This window comes from Halomonas sp. (assembly GCF_031581305.1).
Classification (GTDB): Bacteria; Pseudomonadota; Gammaproteobacteria; order Pseudomonadales; family Halomonadaceae; genus Halomonas.
Genome location: NZ_JAVLBC010000276.1, coordinates 1 through 3,262, shown reverse-complemented (window position 1 = coordinate 3,262; position 3,262 = coordinate 1). Strand labels below are relative to the sequence as shown.

The window sequence follows — 3,262 nt, the reverse complement described above, 5'->3', positions numbered from 1 at the left end:
GGCGAGTTGATCGACTCGCCGGGGATCCGCGAGTTCGGCCTGGGCCACCTGGACGAGCAGCAGGTCACCGAAGGTTTCGTCGAGTTCCGCGACCTCCTGGGCCAATGTCGCTTCCGCGACTGCCGTCACCGCCATGAGCCGGGTTGCGCCCTGCTCGCGGCCGTGGAGCGCGGCGACATCCATCCCGAACGCTTTGCCAGCTACCGACGCATCCTCGAGAGTCTCGGGGAGGCCTGACGCCAGGTGCCTGCCTCTAGGGGCACCTGAATCAAGGAGTCGATTTTACGGAGCTGAATTTAAGGAGAATGTGCCATGAGTTCCGAAGACAACCTGCTCCCGCTGATCATCGAGCCCGACCAGCTCGCCGACCACCTGGATGAGCCATCACTGCTGATCATCGACGTGCCCCTCAGGGCGGAAAGCTATGGCGAGGGGCACGTCCCCGGCGCCGTCTTCCTGGATCATCGCCTGCTGATGCGCGGCGAGGACCCGGCCGGCAGCAGCGTGCCCAACGAGGTGCCCACGGTCGAGGCGCTCTCTCGGCTATTCTCGTCGCTCGGCCTGACCCGGGACACCCATGTCGTCGCCTACGACGACGAGGGCGGCGGCTGGGCCGGGCGCCTGCTGTGGACCCTGGAGCTGATCGGCCATACCCGCTACTCCTATCTCAACGGCGGCATCCAGGCCTGGCGAGAGGCCGGTCACCCCGTCTCCAGCGAGACCCGCTCCCCCCGCCCCAGCCACTACGAGGCGGAGATCCTGCACCCCGAGGTCGCCATCGACCGCCTCGAGCTCCAGGAGCGCCTGGGGGAACAGGGGCTCGCAGTCTGGGATGCCCGCTCTCCCGAGGAGTACCACGGCGAGAAGGGCAACAATGCCCGACTCGGCCACATCCCCGGGGCGGTGAACATGGAGTGGACCGACGCCATGGACCGGGAGCACGGCCTGCGGATCCGCGACTATGCGGAGCTCGTCACCGAGCTCGAGGCCCTTGGCCTGACCCCTGACATGGAAGTGGTCACCCACTGCCAGAGCCACCACCGCAGCGGCTTCACCTGGCTGGTGGGCAAGGCGCTGGGCTTCGAGAAGATCCGTGGCTATGCCGGCTCCTGGAAGGAGTGGGGCAATCGCAACGATACCCCGGTTGAACGCTAGGTGCTGCGCACCGCCGGCTGAGGGCTTCGTGCCGCAAGCGGCCCGTAGCCCGTAGCCCGTAGCCCGTAGCCCGTAGCCCGTAGCCCGTAGCCCGTAGCCAGAGTATTGTGCCTTGCCATTATCCAAGCTGTTTTCCCTGATCCAGTACCCGCTACCCCACCACCTGCTCTCGCGGCTGGTGGGATGGCTCGCCGACTGCCGGATACCCAGGCTGAAGAACACCCTCGTGCAGGCCTTCATCCGGCAGTTCCGCGTCGACATGGACGAGGCCGCCGAGTCGGACCCGACGGCCTACGCGAGCTTCAACGACTTCTTCACCCGGGCCCTGGAGGACGACGCCCGGCCCATCGGAGAAGGCGTGGTCTCGCCCGCCGACGGCACCCTCTCTCAGTTCGGGCCCATCGAGGCCGGCCAGCTGCTCCAGGCCAAGGGCCATCACTTCTCCACCATGGAGCTGCTCGGCGGCGACGGCGAGGCGGCGCGCCGCTACCTGGGCGGCAGCTTCGCCACCGTCTACCTGTCACCCAGCGACTACCATCGGGTGCACATGCCGGTGACCGGCACCCTGACCGAGATGGTCTACGTGCCGGGTCGCCTCTTCTCGGTGAACGCCGCCACCACCCGACACGTGCCCAACCTCTTCGCCCGCAACGAGCGACTGGTGTGCCATTTCGACACCGAACAGGGCCCCATGGTGGTGGTGCTGGTGGGGGCGATGATCGTCGCCGCCATCGAGACGGTCTGGGCCGGCCAGATCACGCCCCTGCCCCGAGGCGAGGTGCAGCGCATCCGCTTCGACACCCCGGTGCACCTGGAGAAGGGCGAGGAGATGGGGCGCTTCAAGCTCGGCTCCACGGTGGTCATGGCCTTCGCCGAGCCGGTCGCCTTCACCGGCCAGGTCCCGGGCGCCAAGGTGCGGATGGGGCAGGCGCTCGGCCGACGCCCGACCGACGAGACGCCGGGCCCGTCGCACGACACCCACCGCGTCGACTGAGTCAGGCGCGAGGGGTGGCGAAGGCCATCACCTCCGCCACGCGCTCCTTGCCCAGGGCCAGCTGGATCAGCCGGTCGAGCCCCAGCGCCACGCCGCTGCCGGCCGGCAGACCCGCCTCCAGCGCCGCCAGCAGGCGTTCATCCACCTCCACCTCGGCAAGCCCCAGGGCGCACCGGGTAGCGTTGTCCTGCGCGAAGCGGGCTGCCTGCTCCGCGGCATCGGTGAGCTCGTCGTAGCCGTTGGCGAGCTCGAGCCCCGCCCGGTAGAGCTCGAAGCGCGAGGCCACCCACTCGCCGTCCTCCGGGTCGCGATGGTGGCGCGCCAGGGCGGCCTGGCTGGCCGGATAGTCGATGACCACGTCGAGCCCGTCGCGCCCCAGGCCAGGTTCGATGGCAAGCCCCATCAGCAGGTCCAGGCAACCGTCGCGGTCGCTGTCGCCCATCTCCAGCCCGCCGGTCTCACCGGCCAGTCGACGCAGGGTCGGAAGTGGCGTCGTGAAGGGATCGATGCCCAGCACCTCGCGGAACAGATCCCGATAGCGGCGCCGCCGCAGCGGCCCGGGGTCCCGGCCCAGCACCCGCCCCACCAGCGCGGCGGTCTCGTCGATCAGTTCGTCGAGGCCGAGGCCGGGGCGATACCACTCCAGCATGGTGAACTCGAGGTTGTGGCGTCGCCCCACCTCGCCGTCGCGGAAGCTTCTGGCCAGCTGGAAGATCGGCCCGCTGCCGGCGGCCAGCAGGCGCTTCATGGCGAACTCCGGGGAGGTCTGCAGCCACAGCCGTTCATGGCCGGCCGGCGTGATCGCCTCGGTCGAGAGGGCGGCCAGGTGCACCTCGGTGCTGCCGCCGTGGCCGAGCACGGGGGTCTCCACCTCCCACACATCGCGCTCGGCGAAGAAGGCCCGCACCTCGGCGACCAGCCGCGCGCGTTCGCGCAGGGTCGCGATCTCAGCAGTGGGGCGCCAGTCGATGGTCATCCAGGGGTCCTCCGGAAACGAGAAAGGCCACGCCATAACAGCGTGGCCATCGAAGCCGTAATCCGTAATCCGTAATCCGTAATCCGTAAGCCGTAAGCCGTAAGCCGTAAGCCGTAAGCCGTAAGCCGTAAGCCGTA

General features: G+C 68.9%; 3 protein-coding genes and 1 pseudogene. 3 read left to right on the top strand and 1 reads right to left on the bottom strand.

Features of this window, described 5'->3' with window-relative positions; translation table 11 throughout:
• The 3 genes and pseudogenes from RI841_RS15645 to asd all read left to right on the top strand — a co-directional run.
• A pseudogene (locus RI841_RS15645) lies at positions 1 to 237 on the top strand (ribosome biogenesis GTPase RsgA); the annotation flags it as partial.
• Positions 238 to 312: 75 nt separating this feature from the next.
• Positions 313 to 1,155, top strand: a complete 843-nt coding sequence (locus RI841_RS15640) for a rhodanese-like domain-containing protein (RefSeq protein WP_310706557.1) — start codon at positions 313 to 315, stop codon at positions 1,153 to 1,155.
• A 112-nt stretch (positions 1,156 to 1,267) separates the two neighbouring features.
• Entirely contained in the window at positions 1,268 to 2,149 is an 882-nt protein-coding gene (gene asd, locus RI841_RS15635; RefSeq protein WP_310706556.1) for an archaetidylserine decarboxylase, read from the top strand.
• Position 2,150: 1 nt separating this feature from the next.
• Here the strand turns inward: asd and epmA are convergent, their stop codons facing one another.
• Complete coding sequence (gene epmA, locus RI841_RS15630; RefSeq protein ID WP_310706555.1) at positions 2,151 to 3,125, bottom strand: EF-P lysine aminoacylase EpmA; 975 nt, start codon at positions 3,123 to 3,125, stop codon at positions 2,151 to 2,153.
• Positions 3,126 to 3,262: the final 137 nt, after the last annotated feature.